Here is an 18,092-nt window from a genome sequence, read left to right on the forward strand (position 1 = left end):
AAATTCGTAATTCGGCATTCTCATAATTCGTAATTTTATCTGATGTCTTATCCCGCATTAAACTTACCTCCGGCACAGTTAAAATTATCGAAAGAGAACGAGCAGTTTTTCGTTTGGTGTATCGTACGCCGGAAAAAACTACTGCTCACTCCTGAAGAATGGGTCAGACAACACGTTATCCACTACCTCATCCACTACAAAAACACGCCCATCGAACGGGTCAACAGCGAACATTTACTGAAAATCAACGGACAAAATCGCCGCTGCGATGTCGTTGTTACAGATTCGTTCGGCAATGCCAAACTGATCATTGAGTGCAAAGCGCCGGAAATCAACCTGGACGAAAAAGTATTTCTTCAGACCAGCAATTACATTCAGAAAAGCAAAGCTTCCTTCTTTTGGATGACCAACGGAATGAACCACGTGATCGTGGAATGCAGTAAACCCGATGTGTACCTGGAAGAACTTCCGGAGTTATAATTGAGAATTGAAAAGTTAAAATTGAAAAATAGAGACCAGACTCTCAGAGCCAGGATTAGGTCATGACTCCTGACTCTTAATGTCTTTAATAATTCTCAATTAGTTGGCGTATTTCGCATCCAGCTTAAACTCACTCGTTGTATGGAATGTCAGATCCGGGTAATCTTTTTCTGCCATTTGAAGCAGGAATGACGTTTCCGCCAGGAAAACCAGGTTATCATCTTTATCTTTTGCCAAATACTGCGTTTTTGCTCGCATGAAATCGCGCAATTGCTCTTCGTTCTCGGTTGTGATCCAACACGCTTTGTGGAAGTTGCGTGGTACAAAACGACATTTCGCGCCGTATTCGTGCTCCAAACGGTATGCAATTACCTCAAACTGAAGCTGTCCGACCGTCCCGATGATTTTTCGGTTCCCCGGCTGCTGAATAAACAATTGGGCAACTCCTTCGTCCATCAACTGGGAAACCCCTTTTTCCAATTGTTTGGATTTCATCGGGTCGAGGTTTTCCAATTCCTGGAACAATTCCGGAGAAAAGCTTGGAATTCCTTTAAACATGAAGTTTTCACCTTCATTCAGTGTATCTCCGATTTTGAAGTTCCCGGTATCGTACAAACCGATTACGTCTCCCGGATATGCTTCATCGATCACACTCTTATCCTGTGCCATGAAGGAAGTCGGGTTCGGGAATTTGAATTTCTTGTCCAAACGCACGTGATTGTAGAACGTGTTGCGTTCGAATTTCCCGGAAACGATGCGCAGGAACGCAATACGGTCGCGGTGCTTCGGATCCAGGTTCGCATGGATTTTAAATACAAACCCCGAAAATTTCTTATCTGAAGGCTCAATGCGTTTCGTATCGGCTTCACGTCCTCTCGGTGAAGGTGAAATGCGCACAAAGGCATCCAGCAATTCCTTCACCCCGAAGTTATTTACAGCAGAACCGAAGAATACTGGCGCTACATCTCCTGAAAGGTATGTTTCGCGGTCAAAAGGATCATACACTCCTTCAACCGTTTCCAATTCTTCCCGCAATTCGGATGCTGGTTTTTCTCCAACCAATTCGTCCAATTCAGCACTGTTAATGTCCGAAATGGAAACAACATCGGTTGAAATCTTGGTTTTATTTGCCGCAAATAAGTTGATATTCTTGTCGTAAATGTTGTAAACACCCTGGAAGCGGTCTCCCATCCCGATTGGCCATGCCAGCGGACGTACCTGGATATCCAGCGAAGACTCCAGCTCATCCAGCAATTCGAACGGATCTTTTCCGTCGCGGTCCATTTTATTGATGAAGATGATTACCGGCGTTTTACGCATGCGGCACACCTCCATCAGGCGTTTGGTTTGTTCCTCCACCCCGTTCGCACAGTCGATCACCAGGATTACACTGTCGACCGCGGTCAAGGTTCTATAGGTATCTTCCGCAAAGTCCTTGTGACCAGGAGTATCCAGGATATTGATCTGTTTCCCGGAATACTGGAAAGCCATCACGGAAGTCGCAACGGAGATTCCACGTTGTTTTTCAATTTCCATGAAATCCGAAGTAGCAGTTTTCTTGATCTTGCTGTTTTTCACGGCTCCCGCAGACTGGATTGCTCCCCCAAAAAGCAACAGCTTTTCTGTCAATGTCGTTTTACCGGCATCGGGGTGAGAGATAATTCCAAAGGTTCTGCGTTTTTCAATTTCTACTTCGTTGCTCATAAATTGCTTGTTTACGGGTGCAAAAATAGCTCAAAAATCACGAATGGGAAAAATAGAATAAAGCAAGGGCATTTTTTCTGCCATAATCACGCTTAACTGACTGAAATCAACCTCATCTTAACTGATAAGACAGGATCAGCTCATGCGAACCATCATTACCAATCGGACTACTCGGAGTATATTTTACGATTCTGAATTCGTAGGCATATCCCAGTCTGAATTTTCCGGCAATGTCATAACCGATCATCGGCCCGATGTTATAACTCCCCTGATTCACCGGAACACTTGCTGTTCCTCCGAACCACAAACGCTCCTTCCAGGTTGCCACTGCAGCTAAGGTTGAACACAGTGTTTTACCATCGCTGTATGATTGAAGTCTTGGCGTTAATTTCCATTTTTCTCCCAGCAAAAAGGTATAATCTGCAAAGACCCACAAATGCGCCGCATTCTTATACGGAAGATACGGATCTTTGAATTTTGCTCCGTTCAATTGGGTCACGCTGATCCCGACATTCCATCTTTCCGCATGCAGTGCCACTCCAAGGTCGCATTGAAAAACCGGGTTATAATTCCGGGTTTCATAAGCCGGCACCGGTGTCGAAAAAACAAGTTCAGATGCATCTAAACGCATGGTTTTAAGCCCGGCAGAAGCTCCAACAGACAAGCACATTTTTTTGATCGGCAGATGATACGCATAAGACAGCAAAGCTGTATGGGATCTGTTCAACCCAATCACATCGTACTCATAACTCACACCAACTCCGCTGTTGATTGAATCGAGTTTCATCGCATAATTGGCCCACAAAGTAGTCGGAGCACCGTTTGTATTCACCCATTGATTTCTCCACTGTACATTGGCCTGATGCTGATAGATTGCTCCCGTCATTGCCGGGTTGGTGTGCATGTAGTTGTTCCAGAAAAAAGCACTTCGCGGTTCTTGCTGCGCATTGGACAAGATGGAAAATCCAATGGAAATAGTGATGACGATCCAGGTTTGTTTCAGTTTCATTGCATTTCAATTTTGCATGCGAACGTAAGAAAAATAGATTAATTATATTCGTCAAATGAAAGTTTCTATTGATCCGTCGTGGGAAAAAGCACTTCAGAAGTCATTTGATGCTCCCTATTTTGAAAACCTGGTTCAGTTTGTGAAACAGGAATACACGCAGTTCCCAGGTCATGTCTTCCCGGAAGGAAAATACATTTTCCGGGCGTTCGACAGTTGTCCGTTTGACAAATTAAAGGTGGTGATCCTGGGACAAGACCCTTATCCGACAAGAGGTCACGCACACGGATTGTGTTTCAGCTGCGATGCACACGTGCGTCCTTTACCGAAAAGTTTGCAGAATATTTTCAAGGAACTGGAAGACGATTTGGGAATTCCGGCTCCTCCGAACGGCGATTTGAATCATTGGGCAAACCAGGGCATTCTGTTGTTGAATTCCTTGCTAACGGTGCGCGAAGGACAACCGATGTCTCACGCTAACAAAGGCTGGGAAAAATTCACCGATGAAGTGATTGAAACAATCAATAGTGAACTGGAAGGTATTATTTTCGTTTTGTGGGGTTCTCCCGCTCAGGCAAAAGCAGCACGGGTGAATCCGAAAAGGCATTTTATCCTGAAAGCTCCCCATCCGTCTCCATTGTCTGCCTACCGGGGCTTTTTCGGAAGCAAGCCGTTTTCCAAAATCAATGAGATTTTAACGCAACGGGGAGAAACGCCTATTCAGTGGACATAGAATAATTTATAATGGAGAATTGAAAATTTTTTTACGTTTTCACTTTTAACTTCTCCCTTTTAACTTCTCATAAAACTGTATTTTTGCATCGATGAATTTGCAAAATGATTTGATCTTACGCGCTGCAAAAGGCGAAGATATTGAAAGATACCCCGTTTGGTTGATGCGTCAGGCCGGACGAATTTTACCGGAATACCGAGCGGTACGCGAAAGTGTGAGCGGATTTAAGGAATTGGTTGAAAACCCTACGCTGGCAGCGGAAGTAACTATTCAGCCGGTTGATATCCTGGACGTAGACGCAGCGATCATCTTTTCAGATATCCTGGTCGTTCCGGAAGCGATGAATATTCCATACCAGATGATCGAAAAAAGAGGTCCGTGGTTTGAGCATACCATCCGCTCGGAAGAAGAGGCCAAACGACTGGAATTTGATTTCGACGTAGAAGACCGTTTGGGATATGTGCTCGAAGCAATCAAACTGACGGTGAAACAACTAAACGGGCGCGTTCCGGTGATCGGTTTTGCAGGTGCTCCGTGGACCATTCTCTGCTATATGGTGGAAGGACACGGCTCAAAAACCTTCAGTGAAGCACGCAAGCTTTTGTATACCAATCCCGATTTGGCACACAGATTGTTACAGCACATCACAGATGTTACGATCGCTTATTTAAAAGCGCAGATCAAAGCCGGAGCAAGTATGATACAGATTTTCGATTCGTGGGCAGGCATTTTGGGAACCGAGCAGTATGCAGCGTTTTCCACTCCTTACCTGGCTCAGATCGCTTCTGCGATTGAGGAAGTTCCTGTGACTTTGTTCTCAAAAGGTGCCATTACTTCGATCCCTGCGCTGGCAAAATTGGATTGTAACACGATCGGGCTCGACTGGAACATGGATATTCCTGCCATGCGCTCTTTGATTGGCAATGCACGAACGATCCAGGGGAATTTGGATCCGTGTGCGCTCTACGGTTCTCACCAAAGTATTGAAACAGAAACAATAAAAATGTTAAATTCGTTCGGTGGAAATCAAAGACATATTGTTAACTTAGGCCACGGAGTTTATCCGGATGTCGATCCTGAAAAGGTTAAAACATTCATTAAAACTGTAAAATCTTATGAAACCAAATAGTATGAAACTCAAACAACTTGTTGCACTGAGCGCTTTAATCGGGCTTCCTTTTATTGCAGGAGCGCAGAAAGAAGAAAACCTGGTAGACAACGGAGGATTTGAATCCAATTCGGGAAAACCGAAAAAATTGGGTCAGATTGATTTAGCCACAGGATGGAAATCTCCTACAGGTGCCAGAGCAGACTATTTCTTAAGCGATTCAAAAGTACCTGAAATTGGTGCCCCTGAAAATGCCATGGGGAAAGAATCCCCGAAAGAAGGTGAAAACTATGCAGGTATCGTTGCGTTCTCCTACGGAAATAAACTACCGAGAACGTACCTGATGACCAAGTTGAAAACGCCTTTGAAAAAAGATGTTACATACTGTATTTCATTCTACGTTTCCATGTCTGAAGCATCCAAATATGCATGTAACCAGATTGGAGCAAATATTTCTAAAAAAGAATTCGGTACGGATCAGAAAGTTCCGTTGATTGATAAAACGCAAATTCTGCACCCGGACAATAAAGTGTTCAATGCATCTTACAACTGGGAAAAAGTATGTGCTACCTACAAAGCGGAAGGTGGTGAAAAATTCCTGACAATCGGGAACTTTACTTCCGACCAGGACACGAAATACGAAACAAACAAGAAGCCGAAAGATTCTAAAATCAACCAGATTGTAGTTGCTTACTATTACATCGATGACGTGGTCGTGACCATGTTGGATAAAGACGACGACTGCAACTGTTACTCGGACGACAAAGACAAAAACGAATTGTCTACAACCGTATACATGAAGCAGGTTGCGGATAACGATAAAATGTCTTCCAAAGACCGTATCGAAAAACAAGAGATTTACTTCGGGTTCGGGAAAACATTCCTGACAAACCAGGCAAAAGCGGCATTGGATATCGTAGCGAAAGTGATGACGGAAAATCCTTCCATGACTATCACTGTGAGCGGTCACAACAATGCGGAGGAAGACAAACTGGCTGAAAAGAAAGATTTCTACGCCGATATGGATACGAAACGTAACCAGGTGGTAAAAGAATACCTCATCTCGAAAGGAATCAACGCTTCCCGATTGAAATCAGAAAGCAAAGGAAGCGACGTTCCAAGTCCTGAAATCAAGGAGTCAGATGACGATGATCTGAAACTGGCAAAAGGACGAAGAGTTGTCTTCAAAGTGAACTAAGAACCGTTACAAGTTCATAAACATATCTGAAAACCATCCGTCAATCGCGGGTGGTTTTCTTTTTGAGGCGTGTCGCTTTTCCAATCAATACTGACGATCACCTCCTCCGAAAAGTTTGCCAGCACCGGGCTGTATGCAATATCGCGAACATGCAACCAAACATACAAAATCAATGGAAAAAACATACCCCATCTACCGGAAACTAGAAGGCTTCGGCAGGTACTACAAAATCGAAAGTCCGGATTTGTTCATCGAAGTATCTCTCCTGAACGGAAAACCGCAATATCAATCCATTCAGGCGGTTCAATATCCTGAAAAACTACGCATCCGGGACATGATTGCCTGTGAGTTTTCATTCACGGAAATGAGTCCGGACGAAATCACGGCTTACTTCCAATAAAAAAATCCATCCGCCTGAGACGAATGGATTTCCTTGTCATGGGATTATCTGAAATTAGTTTAACACCATTTTCGTCGTTTTCGTTCCGACCCGGATCAGGTAAATTCCTTTTTTAACCGAACTGAAATCCAATTCCGTCACTCCCTGCGAAATGCGCTGTTCGGAAACAAGTGAACCGTTCAAATCAACCAATTGCACTTCTCCGGCAAAATTACTGGTGATCTTCAAAATTCCATTTGACGGATTCGGGCTGATTTGAAATAAGTTTTCAGAAGCTTCTGCCACATCCAACGTAGAAGGATTCGGGTGACTCCATCGGCTCAAAAACCACCATACTTCGATCATTTCTTCGATATCGTTAACCGGCTTATACAAATAAACGTGTCCCGCTCCGTTGAATCTCCACAATTCCAAGGATCCCACCGGATTACAGTTATCATATACAAAACGGTCTACCGTGATGGTATCTGTTCCGGTATCAGGAAGCCGCGTAGAATCAGCAGTTGCCGCACAACCATGAACTCCTTTCCAGAAATCCATTGTCTGCGAAACCAAACTCAGCGAAGGCAATGCCGTTCCGCTATAAGGAACTGTTCCGTCGGCAGTACCATGCAGGTGAATCACCGGTGTTTTGTATGCCGGTACACAGGAGCTGATATCCGATGTTGCCATTGTTCCAGACATCGCTCCGATTGCCGCAATCCGATTGTTCATCGAACAAGCCATGTGATGAGACATGATCGATCCCATTGAAAACCCGGAAGCATAGACGCGTGCCGGATTCACATTAAAATCAGTCAGTCCGCGGTTGATCAAGGCGTGCATAAAACCAATGTCATCTGCCGTGCTTCCCAGCAAGGTTCCGTTGTTCCATGCCGCCATTCCGAAACTGTTATTCAACGCCTGCGGATAAACAGTGATCACACGTGCCGTATCTGCAATGTTGTTGAATCCGGCAGCAACCATGTCGGCGTTCGTTCCCCCCAAACCATGCATGATAATAATCATATCCGGACTCTCCGTTTGGGCATTAAACCCGGCAGGAACATACAATTTATACGATCTGCTGACTCCGTTGATCGAAATAGTTTCATTCGTAAGCTGGCTGAAAACCGGAACAGTTCCCAGGGCCCACAGGGATAGTAGTGTAAAGATTTTGTTCATAGTAGATTATTTATCCAAAAATAAATTATTTAATTTAGTCTCAATCAAAAATTGTACAAGCGGTGTTAAAATTTTCATCTTTCCTGGTTGCCGTTGTTCTTATCTGCTCCTGTACCATTTCGGCAGAACAGGAAAACCGCCTGAACAAGCAACTTTCAAAATTCATCAAAGCGCATAACGACAACAACACATTGGAATATGCGGGGCTCACACATCCGCTGGTGGTAAAATATTACACTTCACTTGGAGATTCCAGCTTTATTACTCATTTTAGCAATCAATCAGGAGAAAACGAAGTGTCTTTTAACGATCCCTTGTTTCGCGATATGAAAAGCGAAGGCAAATGGATCGAACGAAAGTATACGGTAAATAAAGAATCTTACGAAGAACGGAACAAAAACTACGAATTGTATGCTGTTTCTTCGGACGGAGGCAACAACTGGTTTTTCCTGACTGAGGATGATTATTTTCAACAAAAGATTCCGCTGAAAAGGCGGCTTTTTTCAAAATAGCGCATGAAACAACTCTTACTACTTCTACTATTATTCACTCATTCCGCTTTTCACGCTTTTTCCCAGGGATGGAATCCCGTCGGAGCGCGGTCTGCTTCATTAGCCAATACGAGTGTCTGTTTGGATGACGTCTGGGCTTATCACCACAATCCCGGAGCGGCGGCTTCCATTAAAAATCTTTCAATAGGTGCTTATTACGAATCGCGGTTTCTAACCAGGGAACTTCAAACGCAGGCTTTAGCAGCTGCAATTCCGTTGAAAGTAGGCGTCATAACTGTCGGAGCACAATTTTTCGGTTACGAACAGTTCCGGAACACCCGTGCAGGAGCCGGGTACAGCCTGAAATTCACAGATTTTCTCCAGGTCGGGGTTCAGGGAAACATTCAAACCCTGAGGCTGGGTGGAAATTACGGTTCGACCACCAGCGGAACCATTGAAGCAGGATTACTCGCCAAAGTTTCGGAAAAATGGAGTATCGGGTTTTCCGTCATGAACATCGGAAGACAACAGATCAATCCGCTCACAGATCGTTTTGCAACTGTTCTCCGCGCGGGATGCAGTTACAAACCCTCCAAAAAAGTATCCATTTACGCAGAAGTTGAAAAACAAGTCATGACCAAAATCTCGTTCCGCGGAGCATTGGAATACCAGCCGACAAAACCGTTTTTCATTCGTTTGGGAGCACAAAGCGCACCGGTAGAATTTGCTCTGGGATTCGGTTACCAGGTGGCGGGATTCTCTATTGATCTCGGTTCGAAATATCACCAAACACTCGGGTGGACTCCGAACTTCGGGTTGAATTATCAATTTAAGAAGCATGAGAAAGATTAAACTCTTCCTTATTTTTTCTACTGCTTTTGCAGGATGGTCTTTTAGCCAGGAACGAAACGAGATTATCCAGCAGCGGGTGGAATTCATCGCGGAACAGGCCGAATCGGAAGAATTGGATCTGACAAATATCTTTGATCAACTGAACTACTTTTTCGACAATCCGATCAACCTGAACAATACCAATCCGGACGAATTGCGTTCACTGGGGCTTTTGACGGAAGTACAAATTACCGATGTGCTGCTGCATGTGGAACGTTTTGGGAAATTTATCAGTATTTACGAGCTTCAATCGTTGAAATACTGGGATTTGAACACCATTTACCTCGTTTTGCCTTTCGTACGGGTAGATGACAGACTGGATCATGTCCACATTACCTTCAAAGATGCCATTAAAAACGGGAAAATAGAATGGTTCCTGAGATACCAGCGCATTCCGGAACGCAAAAAAGGCTACGACCAGGTTTCTGATTCGATTCTCAACAATTCGAACGGGTATTACCACGGAAATGCGGACAGGTACTACACCCGCATCCGCTACACCTACCGGACGAATATCAGCCTGGGAATAACGGCAGAAAAAGATCCCGGGGAGGAATTTTTCAAGGGTTCCCAGAAAAACGGGTTCGATTTTTACTCTTTTCACGCCTTTTACAAAGGCGGAAAATACCTGCGCGCAGTTGCAGCCGGAGATTATCAAATTCAAATCGGTCAGGGACTCAATACCTGGAGCGGCTATGCCTTCGGAAAAAGTGCGGATATTTTCTCTGCCAAAAAAGCGGCGAACCTGCTTCGACCATACACTTCAGTAGATGAAAACCGGTTCTTCCGGGGCGGGGCGGCCATTCTGGGGTACAAAAAGTGGAATCTGCTCGCCTTCTACAGCCACAAAAAAGCAGATGGTTCGGGAATAGCAGATTCACTGACTGACGACCTGGAATTTGTCACAACCATTGATCTTTCCGGATTACACCGTACGAATAGTGAAATCGCTAAGAAAAACCGCCTGACGGAACAAGTCATCGGGAATTACCTGAGCTACAACTCGACACGCTTCAATGCCGGACTTGCCGTGGTTAACCAGCAATACAACCAACCTCTGCAACGCGATACCATTCCCTACAATTTGTATGCATTCCGGGGGAAAAGTACGACAGCCATTAGCGGTGATTACAATTTCGTGGTCAGGAACTTCAACTTTTTCGGTGAGGTTTCCTACAGTACTCATTCCAAATCCTTTGCGCAGCTCTACGGTTTGATGGCCATGCTGGATCCGAGCGTTTCGATTTCCGTGATTTACCGCAATTATGCCAAGGGATATTACACCTTCTATAACAACGGTTTTTCGGAAGGAAGCAGCACGCAGAACGAAAAAGGATTGTTCACAGGTATCAAGCTGAAACTTGCTCCGGCCTGGTCACTTAGTTCTTATATCGACTTATTCCGTTTTCCGTGGTTGAAATACCAGGTTGACGCTCCTTCCAAAGGGTATGAATTTTTAGTTCAACCGACCTACAAGCCAAACAAGGTCTTCGAACTCTATGCACGCTTCCGGCAACAGGTCAGACAAAAGAATTCCCGCGATTCGGACGGAACCATTACTGAAATCGAAAACGTGGTTCAGAATAATTACCGTCTCAACTTATCCTATAAAGTACTGGAAAGTTTCACCATCAAAAGCAGACTCGAATACGTCACAATCAACCGGAAAAGCAATACTCCCGAAGACGGATGGATTTTTACGCAGGATTTCCTCTTCAAACCTCCTAAGCTTCCCTTCGACCTGACGCTTCGCTACGCTCTTTTTGACACCGATAGCTATGATTCGCGTATTTACACCTTTGAAAACAATGCACAATACGTTTTTTCCATTCCGGCGTATTACTACCAGGGATCGCGCGCTTATGCGCTCATCCGGTACAATTTCCTGAAACATTTCAATCTCTGGGTACGATACGGCGTTTACCTTTATTCGAACAAAAATGTGTTGAGTTCCGGAGCGGAAGAAATCAAAGGATCTAAAAAGTCAGACATTACCGTTCAGCTAAGAGTTAATTTTTAATCCAATGCACGAAATGAACCACAAAGGTGCGAAGGCATAAAGTTTATATCATTCTTCTGCGAACTTCCACGGGAAAATAAACCACATATAGCACACATGTAACATGTAACTAAATTATTACTCTTCATCTGCGTGAATCAGCGAAATCTGTGGCGGTTAGCGGGCAAATTGACAGCTCTTAAGCAAACATTTTTCCTTCCTTCACGTATTCTTTCTTGATTCCTTCAATCAAATGCTGACGGCTGATTTCTTCACTTCCTTCTTCTGCTGTTTTCAAGCAGGCAAACTGAACGACGTTTACAATATTCGCTCCGCTGAGGTTGTAGGTTTTGGCAAGCTGATCGATAGATACTTCTTTCTGCAAAGCCAGGTTTTTAGGCAGGATATCGTTCCAGATCAGCAAACGCTCGGTTGCTCCCGGCATTTCAAATTCGATGATTGACTGGAAACGACGCGTAAAGGCTGCATCCAGATTGCTTTTCAGGTTGGAAGCCAGGATCACTAATCCCGGGTGGCTCTCAATGCGTTGCAGCAAATACGACACCTCCTGGTTTGCATATTTATCGTGCGAATCGCGCACACTTGTACGCTTTCCGAATACTGCATCTGCTTCGTCGAAGAAAAGAATCCAGTCCTTATTCGCCGCTTTATCAAATAATCGGGACAAGTTTTTTTCCGTTTCCCCGATGTATTTGGAAACTACCAATGACAAATCGATCCGGTAAACATCTCTTCCGGTGTATTTTCCCAATAAGGTTGCCGTAAGCGTTTTTCCGGTTCCCGGCGCTCCGTAGAACAATACGCGGTAGCCCGGTTTGATTTTCCCGGCAAGTCCCCAATTGTTGAGTAATTTGTCCTGATGTTCCAGCCAGGATTGAATTTCCAGGATCTGGTCGACTGTTTTTTTCTGCAGCACGAGGTTTTCCCATTCGAGGCTTGTTTCGATGAGCTGTGCGGGGAATCCGCTTCCCATACGTGGTCTTTGAACGGATCCTGTCGTAATAATGTCTACATACTCTTCATCTACGACCAACTTCCCGCTCATGCGTGGCTCAAAAGAAGCTACATCTTCAAATGAAAGGATTCCGGACTGGAAAAGTTGGGACTGTGTTTGAAAATAACGCAGCAGATTCATACGCGTTTCCAGGTCTTTTCCTGCCAGCAAGAATAATAAGGTATCTCCTGTCGGAAAAAACAACTCGCGCCCCTTCCCTTTTACAAGTCCCATTTCAGGAAATTCTTTTCCCTGAGGCAGGTAGGCAGACACCAATTCGGTTAACATTTCGGGCTGCATATGAGGAGAAAGTGCCAATGTTAGGGCAACGAGGTCAATTTCAGTAAGAACTCCATGTGCAGGAATCTCTCCCAGTGCCTCTTGCGAAATAAAAGAAGTAATATCGGGTAGTTCCGCTTCTTCGCCGGTTTGAGTGGTTTTCATTCTATAATGGACAATTTCGTCCAGAAACAGAAATAGCTGCTCCCATAGAGCAACGGAGGTGATTGCATGTTTATTTAGCATGTGAATTAAGTTACGGATATAATGAATTCCTGTTTTGAATTCAAGTTTAAATATAGTCCAAATTATCCAATAAAAGAAGGGATTCTGTGCTATGAAGAAAAAAGTTTTTTCTTTTTCAAGAACATAAATAGTTTACGTTCTTCTCGCTATATCTTTGCTATCGACAAACAATAATAGTATAAACCACTGCGTTATATATGTCAGCAACAGGCTGATAAAGATACATAAAAAAATTACTCAAAAAAAAAGTTAAAGTTTTAGATATAATCAAAATAGATTTGTATCTTTCACTCGACGAAAAAGTCAAAAACCTTTCCAGTTTTAAATAGTCGAGATTTTAACCAGGCTTTTCCAGGAGCTTTAATAGAGAAAACAGATTATTTGTGTGAAAATGGGGTTCCCCAGTTGTAGCAGAAATAGATCGGTATCGAACGTTACATGTTTGGTCTTCAACAGACCGTACACGTAAATTTCTTTGCCAAATAGTTATCGCATTGATGGAAAAAAAGTAAAACATAATCGATTTGAAACTTGCGCTTGCGCACCGCATAAATCACCTGCAGGTCTGTTTCCACTTTCATCTTTCATTGCCTGTTTCTGCAGAACGGGCCGGTAACAACAAACGAGAAAATTAGGACTTTCGGACGTGTGTCGTGACGCGTTTTAAACAGTACTGGAAGCTGTTGACAAACACGGAACAACACCTGATTCCGGCAAATGATTGATTCACTGGCGATAACCTGGAAGTGTTGCCGATTATCGATCCACGCCATTTTTGGCAAGAGACTAACCGCAAAAAAAGGTCACTAGTCACGAAAAAATATTTGACTCCAGGTCTTTGAGTTTTAACCTCAATAACCTAAGTCTCTTTTCGCAGAAAGTTTCCCGTCAATTAAAAGGTTTTTCGAAAGTCCTGTTTTCTCTCGTTTGAGTAATCACTGTAAGCGGCCACTTAAATAACGCCCGAATCAACAATTGTATGAATAGTATTAATAACCACGAAAAACACTATCATGATTTACGAAGCATTGCACGTTTTGATTGGAGAGTTGAACAGCTACTTGTCCAGCCAGGGTCTTGAAGAAGACGTGATTCTCGACAATATCGCATTTGTAGAGAGCGAACCGGATTCCACTCAGCCAATGGCAGATAAAGTTGTCTTAACCCTGCTCAATCTAAATGAAGAAGTGACCATGAGGAATCTTCCTAACAATCGGATAGAAAACAACAAGGTAGCCTACCGTAACAACAAAATCAACCTGAACCTGTACATCCTGTTCAGTTCAAACAAAACCGGTTACGATATCGCCTTGAAGTATCTTTCACGCGTGCTGGAGTTTTTTCAGGGAAAGAGTGTTTTTACCCAGGCCAATACCAACTTTGATCATTCCGATCCGATTTTGGGAGCCATGGGTGATTTCCGCTACACACTGGAGCTGTATACGCCCACCTTTGAAAACCTCAATTATATCTGGGGAACGCTTGGAGGAAAGCAGCTGCCTTGTGCACTCTACAAAATGAGTTTAGTCGTAATCGAACGTGATAACACATTGAACGAATCACCGCAGATTACGGAAAACATTGGAAATATTAGTGTCAACCCCGTTTGAATTCACCATTTATGAGCTATTCACAAATATACCGAACCCTTTTTGAGCTTCAGGTACTGCATGAGTATTATCTGAACAGTGGGCCCGATCCCTTCCGGGGAATGGATCCGAAACAGCAAAAGCTGATGTTCAAAAATTACGCTTACAATGGTTTTCTACAGGTTATTCCAACTGCTCAAACGCGTAAGGTCATGGACAATCAAAAATTGCTCCTGCGTTCAAATCAACGTGGACTGCAAGTGGTTGCCCAGGTCGAACCGACAGCAGCCGGAGTAGATGCAAAACCTTTTATCCCGCTTGCGGATGATCTGGAGCTGCATTTTCTGGTGAAAATCAACGATCCGGCTTTTGAAATCTACACCGATTTGACACTGGTCAAAAACGAGATCTTTTATTTCGCGAATGTTCCGCCACCGGGCATGGTACCTCCTGACGAATTCCCCGATCTACCCGTAGCTTCGGAACAGGAAAGTAGCCCGGAATACATTTCCGACGCTTACCGCCTGGATGATGTGTTTTCGAAGAACGTACTCAAAGGAATGAACATTTCACGGGAAGACCAGATCGGACTACTTGGTGTAGTTGTACTCAGAATGCACGGAAAAGTACTCGACGAGGAACAAATTCCTCACGATATTACTGATGCAGATGGGAAAGTTCCGGCAGATCCGATCACTTTCGTGATGGAATTCGCCAACCGCAGCACAATCTGGAAATATTATTTTCAAAATTCAGATTACTACGCGGAAACAGCAACTCCGAAACCACTCACCCGCAACGGCTACATCGTGATTGATTCACCTCAGTTGGTGCTCAAAAACAAAGATCCGGATATCAACGAAGACGATTATCAATTCAATCTGGATTCATACTACTACCCCGCGCCAGATGTCCAAAAAGCAGAAATCAAAGCGGGACAATTTTACTCAGTAATTTATATCTAAACACAATAACAATGACGTTAACATTAAGCACGCCAGGCGTTTACGTGGAAGAGGTCAACTCGTTTCCACCGTCAGTTGCTCAAGTAGCAACAGCAATTCCTGCCTTTATCGGGTACACGAAAATTGCAAAAGCATCGGATGGTTCCTCGTTGGATCTTGTACCTACAAGAATCACTTCCATGCTCGAGTATGAAACCCTATTCGGAACAGCGCAGGATCAAACCGGTATTACCGTATCCATTTCAGACAGCGGGATCAATGCAGATTTGCCACCGGCAAGCAGAAGCAAATTCCTGATGTACTACTCCGTACAAATGTACTTTGCAAATGGTGGAGGCCCTTGCTACATCGTATCTGTGGATCAGGGATATGTAAATCCTCCGGATTTTCAGACTATCAAAGCAGGATTGACCGCACTTGAAAAAGAAGACGAACCGACTTTGATCCTGTTCACTGACGTAACAGCTCTTTCTCCGGCAGATGCATATGGCTTATACAATGAAGCCCTGGCACAGTGTAACAAACTGCAAGATCGTTTTACAATCATCGATGTTGCAATGAGCAACCTGACCAATGTAAACACAACTACTGATTTCCTGAATCTGCGTAACAACATTTCCAATGATGCTGATTATCTAAAATACGGTGCATCTTACTACCCGTATGTGAAATCCATCCTGGATTATCAGTACAATGAAGCACAAGTAGTAGTGAACATTACTTCAAGCGGAGATTTCAGCGCAGATGCTGAAGCTATTTCCGATGGCCCTGTAACAACAGTTCAAGGACTTTTGAACGGTTACATCACGGATTTTGCAACAATTCCGGGTACCCTGGCAAGTGTTGCTGATATTCGCAACAAGGTATTTGAAATTTCGAATGCAAACACATCGTTAATTAGTTCCCTTACCGATATGGTAAACATCGGCCGCGGAGTTATTGCAAGTGCGCCGGCAGGAAACCTTCAGCCTTTAATTGATGCAACCAATGCACTTGATACCTGGATTACAAACACCGCAGAACAATTGAATTTCGACCTGAGCCAGAATCTGGATACGCTGAATGCGGCTGATACTGACGGGGATGTTGCAGCAGCAAAACTGGCTATTGCAGGTTCATTAACAACTGCCGACATTGTAAACGGAATCTCTGACCTTCAGGCCACTGGCGGAGAAATTGATGAGTTGATCATAGCATTGACTCCTTTTTCATCCTCTACAACTTCCACAAACCTGGCAGCACTGAAAATCAGCAACAACGCTCTGTACAACAGCGCTAAAACAGCTATCGGCCAAGTTCCGGTGTTATTGCCTCCAAGTTCATCCGTTGCAGGAGTTTATGTACGCACAGATGCTGCAAACGGAGTTTGGAAAGCACCTGCCAATGCAAGTCTGAACTACGTGATCGGACCAAACTACAACATTTCCAATGATACGCAGGACGGAATGAACATTGATACCCTTGCAGGAAAATCAATCAATGCGATCCGTTCATTCACAGGAAAAGGAACACTTGTTTGGGGAGCACGCACCTTAAATGGTAACAGTGCCGAGTGGAAATACATTTCTGTTCGTCGTTTCTATAACATGGTGGAAGAATCCGTAAAAAAAGCAACCGAAAGTTTTGTATTCCAGGCGAATGACGCCAACACGTGGGTGAAGGTTAATGCAATGATCGGGAACTTCCTGATTCTTCAATGGAAAGCAGGAGCTCTTGCCGGAGCAAAACCGGAACAAGCGTTTTATGTCAAAGTCGGCCTTGGTTCTACAATGACAGCCGATGACGTATTAAACGGTCGTATGATCGTAGAGATCGGAATGGCAGTGGTAAGACCTGCTGAATTCATCGTGCTGCGCTTCTCACACATGATGCAGCAAGCATAATTCATAATCACTAATGACAATTAAATAAACAAATCATTATGGCAACGACACAATATCCGTTAAGTAAGTTTCACTTCCAGGTAGAATGGGGAGGAACAAAGATCGGCTTTACAGAAATCTCCGGATTGGATTCCGAATTGGAGGTAATCGAATACCGCCAGGGAGCCAGTCCTGAGTACAGTAAAATCAAAATGCCCGGAATGCGTAAGTTTTCCAACATCACGATGAAACGCGGGATGTTCCAGGGCGATAATGAGTACTACGAATGGTTGAATTCCGTTCAACTGAACACCATCGAGCGCCGCGATATCACCATCTCTTTGCTGAATCAGGATCACGAACCGATCGTTGTTTGGAAAGTGCGCAATGCATTCCCGACGAAAGTTCAATCAACTGACTTGAAGGCAGACGGAAACGAGGTAGCAATTGAATCGATGGAGATCGTACACGAAGGTTTAAGCATTCAAAACGATTAATCATGATTAACTACTATCCGCCTCGTGGATTTCACTTTCAGGTGCAATTTCTCAACCAGCAGTTCGCAGTCATTGATTCGATGTTTCAATCCGTTTCAGGCCTTTCTGCCAGCGTTGAAATGTCGGAAGTAGCTGAAGGCGGCGAAAACCGCTTCAAACACAAACTCCCTCAGGGCATCAGGTTTCCAAACCTGGTGCTCAAACGGGGAATGGTTTCCGACTCTGCTCTGATCCGTTGGTGTAACAGTGCGATGGAAAACTTCGAATTCTCACGCGTGGATCTGATCGTTGTTTTGATGAACGAACAGATGCTTCCGCTCAAAACATGGAACATCAAAGGGGCGCTGCCCGTGAAATGTGAAGTGTCCGAATTCAACGCAGAAACCAGCAACATTGTGATTGAAACGATTGAGTTGTCTTACAAGTATTTCACCATCCCGAGTCTCGACCTGGGAGCAATTTAAA

The 18,092-nt window shown here is 44.1% G+C and carries 17 protein-coding genes; 13 read left to right on the plus strand and 4 right to left on the minus strand.

Translation table 11 applies throughout. The features are described from left to right. The first annotated feature begins 42 nt into the window (after positions 1–42). Entirely contained in the window at positions 43–480 is a 438-nt protein-coding gene (locus tag ABDV94_RS06740) for a type I restriction enzyme HsdR N-terminal domain-containing protein (RefSeq protein ID WP_343605869.1), read from the plus strand. 99 nt (positions 481–579) lie between these two features. Here the strand turns inward: ABDV94_RS06740 and ABDV94_RS06745 are convergent, their stop codons facing one another. After that, positions 580–2,184 (minus strand): peptide chain release factor 3, encoded by a 1,605-nt coding sequence (locus ABDV94_RS06745; protein WP_343605871.1) that lies wholly within the window; start codon positions 2,182–2,184, stop codon positions 580–582. 112 nt (positions 2,185–2,296) lie between these two features. Further along, a complete protein-coding gene (locus ABDV94_RS06750; RefSeq protein WP_343605873.1) occupies positions 2,297–3,193 on the minus strand; it encodes a PorP/SprF family type IX secretion system membrane protein in 897 nt (298 codons plus the stop codon). Between the two features lie 55 nt (positions 3,194–3,248). On the opposite strand from ABDV94_RS06750, the gene ABDV94_RS06755 reads away from it, so the two are divergent. From ABDV94_RS06755 to ABDV94_RS06770, 4 genes are all read left to right on the plus strand, one after another. Then, positions 3,249–3,923 (plus strand): uracil-DNA glycosylase, encoded by a 675-nt coding sequence (locus ABDV94_RS06755; protein WP_343605875.1) that lies wholly within the window; start codon positions 3,249–3,251, stop codon positions 3,921–3,923. A 91-nt stretch (positions 3,924–4,014) separates the two neighbouring features. Then, the gene (gene hemE / locus ABDV94_RS06760) at positions 4,015–5,052 is read left to right on the plus strand and encodes a uroporphyrinogen decarboxylase (RefSeq protein WP_343605877.1); all 1,038 of its coding nucleotides are present in this window, start codon (positions 4,015–4,017) and stop codon (positions 5,050–5,052) included. A gap of 1 nt (position 5,053) precedes the next feature. After that, a complete protein-coding gene (locus ABDV94_RS06765) occupies positions 5,054–6,229 on the plus strand; it encodes an OmpA family protein (RefSeq protein WP_343605879.1) in 1,176 nt (391 codons plus the stop codon). A gap of 172 nt (positions 6,230–6,401) precedes the next feature. After that, positions 6,402–6,629 carry a hypothetical protein gene (locus ABDV94_RS06770; protein ID WP_343605880.1) on the plus strand — a complete coding sequence of 76 codons (228 nt, stop codon included), beginning with the start codon at positions 6,402–6,404 and terminating at the stop codon, positions 6,627–6,629. A 54-nt stretch (positions 6,630–6,683) separates the two neighbouring features. On the opposite strand, the gene ABDV94_RS06775 is transcribed toward ABDV94_RS06770, so the two are convergent. Next, entirely contained in the window at positions 6,684–7,793 is a 1,110-nt protein-coding gene (locus tag ABDV94_RS06775; RefSeq protein ID WP_343605882.1) for a PHB depolymerase family esterase, read from the minus strand. 62 nt (positions 7,794–7,855) lie between these two features. On the opposite strand from ABDV94_RS06775, the gene ABDV94_RS06780 reads away from it, so the two are divergent. From ABDV94_RS06780 to ABDV94_RS06790, 3 genes are read left to right on the plus strand one after another with little or no spacing between them, the layout of a single operon-like run. After that, positions 7,856–8,305, plus strand: coding sequence for a hypothetical protein (locus ABDV94_RS06780; protein WP_343605883.1), 450 nt, complete (start codon positions 7,856–7,858; stop codon positions 8,303–8,305). A gap of 3 nt (positions 8,306–8,308) precedes the next feature. Beyond that, positions 8,309–9,136, plus strand: a complete 828-nt coding sequence (locus tag ABDV94_RS06785; protein WP_343605885.1) for a type IX secretion system membrane protein PorP/SprF — start codon at positions 8,309–8,311, stop codon at positions 9,134–9,136. Further along, on the plus strand, positions 9,123–11,195 hold the full coding sequence (locus ABDV94_RS06790) for a hypothetical protein (protein ID WP_343605887.1): 2,073 nt from the start codon (positions 9,123–9,125) through the stop codon (positions 11,193–11,195). The genes ABDV94_RS06785 and ABDV94_RS06790 overlap by 14 nt, the downstream gene beginning before the upstream one ends. 178 nt (positions 11,196–11,373) lie before the next feature. On the opposite strand, the gene ABDV94_RS06795 is transcribed toward ABDV94_RS06790, so the two are convergent. Next, positions 11,374–12,633 (minus strand): ATP-binding protein, encoded by a 1,260-nt coding sequence (locus tag ABDV94_RS06795; protein ID WP_343605889.1) that lies wholly within the window; start codon positions 12,631–12,633, stop codon positions 11,374–11,376. A gap of 1,094 nt (positions 12,634–13,727) precedes the next feature. Between ABDV94_RS06795 and ABDV94_RS06800 the strand changes: the two genes are divergently transcribed. Genes ABDV94_RS06800 through ABDV94_RS06820 form a run of 5 tightly spaced genes read left to right on the plus strand, consistent with a single transcriptional unit; the run spans position 13,728 to position 18,091 of the window. Further along, positions 13,728–14,324 carry a DUF4255 domain-containing protein gene (locus ABDV94_RS06800; RefSeq protein WP_343605891.1) on the plus strand — a complete coding sequence of 199 codons (597 nt, stop codon included), beginning with the start codon at positions 13,728–13,730 and terminating at the stop codon, positions 14,322–14,324. 11 nt (positions 14,325–14,335) lie between these two features. Beyond that, positions 14,336–15,268 carry a hypothetical protein gene (locus tag ABDV94_RS06805; RefSeq protein WP_343605893.1) on the plus strand — a complete coding sequence of 311 codons (933 nt, stop codon included), beginning with the start codon at positions 14,336–14,338 and terminating at the stop codon, positions 15,266–15,268. 11 nt (positions 15,269–15,279) lie between these two features. Beyond that, positions 15,280–17,151: a phage tail sheath C-terminal domain-containing protein gene (locus tag ABDV94_RS06810; RefSeq protein ID WP_343605895.1), complete on the plus strand. Its 1,872-nt coding sequence runs from the start codon at positions 15,280–15,282 to the stop codon at positions 17,149–17,151. Positions 17,152–17,189: 38 nt separating this feature from the next. Further along, positions 17,190–17,627 (plus strand): phage tail protein, encoded by a 438-nt coding sequence (locus ABDV94_RS06815; RefSeq protein WP_343605897.1) that lies wholly within the window; start codon positions 17,190–17,192, stop codon positions 17,625–17,627. Between the two features lie 2 nt (positions 17,628–17,629). Further along, positions 17,630–18,091, plus strand: a complete 462-nt coding sequence (locus tag ABDV94_RS06820; RefSeq protein WP_343605899.1) for a phage tail protein — start codon at positions 17,630–17,632, stop codon at positions 18,089–18,091. The last annotated feature ends 1 nt before the right edge of the window (position 18,092 follow it).

Source organism: Fluviicola sp. (assembly GCF_039596355.1).
Classification (GTDB): domain Bacteria; phylum Bacteroidota; class Bacteroidia; order Flavobacteriales_D; family Crocinitomicaceae; genus Fluviicola.